The following is a 2493-nucleotide window of genomic DNA, read 5'->3' as shown; positions in this document are numbered from 1 at the left end:
GCCTCCGCTCCGCGGAGGGCGGCCTTCGATTTTTGTACGTTCCGGAGCAGCGCGGCCGGGGGGTCGCGGCGTAGGATCATCCGTCCGCTCGTTTTCCGGAGCCGGATTCCGCCGCTACCACCGAGGCCATGCAGAGCAACACGCCCACCACCCCCGCCACCGACCACGAGACCGTCCGCGCACGCGAGATCGCCGGTGAGCAGCAGCACCTCGACACCGTCTACCACCGGTTGGAGGAGAAGCTCGCCGAGGCCGAGTACATCCTGGAGGACGCCGCCAAGCGGGTCCAGGTCGGCACCCCCGGCGCGCTCGCCGAACGCGACGCCCAGGTCTACCGGGCCGGCGCCCACCTCCAGCGTCTGAACAACGAGTTCGAGGACTTCCTGTTCGGCCGGATCGACCTCCAGCGGGCCGACGCCCCGGAGGAGCACGGCATCCCGTCGAACACCCCGCTCGACCCGGCCGACCCGGCCGTCGCCGAGACCCTCCACATCGGCCGGCTGGGCGTGCTGGACGCCGAGTACGGCCCGCTGGTGATCGACTGGCGCGCGCCCGCCGCCGCCCCCTTCTACCGCGCCACCCCGGTCGAACCGGGCCGGGTGATCCGCCGCCGGGTGATCCGCTCCAAGGGCCGCAAGGTGATCGGCGTCGAGGACGACCTGCTGCGCCCCGACCTCACCCCGACCCTGGACGGCGAGGAGCTGGCGGTGGTCGGCGACGGCGCGCTGATGGCCTCGCTGGGCCGCGCCCGCAGCCACTCGATGCGCGACATCGTCTCCTCCATCCAGAAGGAGCAGGACGAGGTGATCCGCGCCGCCGCCGCGGGCGCCACCCTGGTCACCGGCGGCCCCGGCACCGGCAAGACCGCCGTCGCCCTGCACCGCGCCGCCTACCTGCTCTACCAGGACCGCCGCCGCTACGCCGGGGGCATCCTGGTGGTCTCGCCGACCGCGCTGCTGGTCTCGTACACCGAGGGCGTGCTGCCCTCGCTGGGCGAGGAGGGCCAGGTCGCCATCCGGGCGGTCGGCTCGCTGGTGGACGGCATCGAGGCGGACACCTACGACACCCCGGAGGCGGCCCGGGTCAAGGGCTCGGCCCGGATGGTCCAGCTGCTGCGCCGGGCCGCCCGCGCGGCGCTGGAGCTGGGCGCGCCGCAGGAGCTCAAGGTGGTCGCCCGGGGCGAGGTGCTGAAGCTGGACGCCTCCCGGCTGAAGGCCGTGCGCGGCAACGTGGTGGGCTCCGGCGGCACCCCGCTGAACCTGCTGCGCCCGCGCGCCCGCAGGCTGCTGCTGGACGCCCTGTGGCAGCAGGCCACCAGGGACCTGCCGAAGCCCGCGGACCACTACGCCCGCGAGCAGCGCCAGGAGGAGAAGGAGTCCTTCGACGAGTACGTCTCGGACGAGGCGCCGTTCCTGGACTTCCTGGACGCCTGGTGGCCGGCGCTGACCCCGCGCCGGGTGCTCGGCACGCTGCGGCAGCACCGGCACACCAACCGGATCGCCCGCCGGGCCGTCACCCCGGACGAGGCCAGGCTGCTGGCCGCCTCCTGGCGCCACCTGTCCGCGCAGGGCGAGGGCGCGCTGTCCGCGCACGACGTCGCGCTGATCGACGAGCTCCAGGTGCTGCTCGGCGAGCCGGCCCGCCCGAAGGTCCGCGAGGTGGACGCGGTGGACCTGCTGAGCGGCCTGGACGAGGTCACCACCTTCGCCGACCGCAGCGCCCGCCAGCGCGACCGCCAGCCGGTCGAGCGCACGGAGTACGCGCACATCATCGTGGACGAGGCGCAGGACCTCACCCCGATGCAGTGGCGGATGATCGGCCGCCGGGCCCGGATGGCCACCTGGACGATCGTCGGCGACCCGGCGCAGTCCTCCTGGCCGTTCCCGCAGGAGGCCCAGGCCGCGCTGGACGAGGTGCTGTCCGGCAAGCCGCGCCGCCGCTTCACGCTGACCGTGAACTACCGCAACCCGGCCGAGATCGCCGAGGTGGCGGCCAAGGTGCTGGCGCTGGCCGCGCCGGGCACCCCGTCGCCGAGCGCGGTGCGCCACGTCGGCGTGGAGCCGCGCTTCGCGGCCACCACCGACCCCGCGCCGGAGGCCTTCGGCAAGGCCGCCCGGGCCGAGCTGGAGCGGCTGCTGACCGAGGTGGACGGCACCGTGGCGATCGTGGTGCCGATGGACCGCCGGGGCGAGGCGGCCGGCTGGGCCGAGGGCCTGGGCGGGCGCGTGGTGGTGCTGGGCAGCCTGGAGGCCAAGGGCCTGGAGTACGACGCGACCGTGGTGGCCGACCCGACCGGCATCGCCGGCGAGTCGGAGGCCGGCCTGCGGGTGCTGTACGTGGCGCTGACCCGCGCGACCCAGCGGCTGACCGTGCTCTCCGGTCCGGACGACCTGCCGGACGCGGCCGGCGTGCCCGCGCTGCTGCACGGCTGACGGACCCTACGGGATCCGACCGGGCCCGACGGAAGAAGGCCCCTCACCGGATGGTGAGGGG

1 protein-coding gene is annotated in these 2493 nt (G+C 74.9%); it reads left to right on the top strand.

The window, feature by feature from the left end; all coding sequences use genetic code 11:
* Positions 1 to 128: 128 nt before the first annotated feature.
* Positions 129 to 2432: a HelD family protein gene (locus ACFU6K_RS36645; protein ID WP_380670613.1), complete on the top strand. Its 2304-nt coding sequence runs from the start codon at positions 129 to 131 to the stop codon at positions 2430 to 2432.
* Positions 2433 to 2493 lie beyond the last annotated feature (61 nt).

This window comes from Kitasatospora sp. NPDC057512 (assembly GCF_042802135.1).
Lineage (GTDB): Bacteria > Actinomycetota > Actinomycetes > Streptomycetales > Streptomycetaceae > Kitasatospora.
This window is presented reverse-complemented; position numbering and strand designations above follow the sequence as displayed.

What these genes read in the sequence shown, in the direction of transcription:
- ACFU6K_RS36645 (WP_380670613.1), top strand. Translation starts at nt 129, where the DNA reads ATGCAGAGCAACACGCCCACCACCCCCGCCACCGACCACGAGACCGTC.